The 232-nt window shown below is 63.8% G+C and carries 1 protein-coding gene; it reads left to right on the top strand.

Going from position 1 to position 232, the window contains the following annotated elements:
* Positions 1 to 232, top strand: a 232-nt coding sequence (locus tag ACZ3HG_RS24990) for a YqhA family protein (protein WP_465335257.1), incomplete at both ends; no start/stop codon positions are given.

The raw sequence follows: 232 nt of genomic DNA, 5'->3' as shown, positions 1-232 counted from the left end.
ATCATGGAGCGTCAATTCGAACGAGCCCTGCTGAACAGCCGCTGGCTGCTCGTGCCCCTGTATGTCGTCCTCGTCGTGCTGCTGCTCGTGTTCGCCGTGCAGGCCGTGCGCGAACTCGTGCATCTGTTCGAGCACATCCTCGACATCACCGAGGTCGAGCTCGTGCTGGCCGCGCTGGGCCTGATCGATCTTGCGCTGGTCGGCGACCTGCTGGTCATGGTCGCGCTGTCGA

The organism is Erwinia sp. PME.40.26/001 (assembly GCF_055556675.1).
This window is presented reverse-complemented; position numbering and strand designations above follow the sequence as displayed.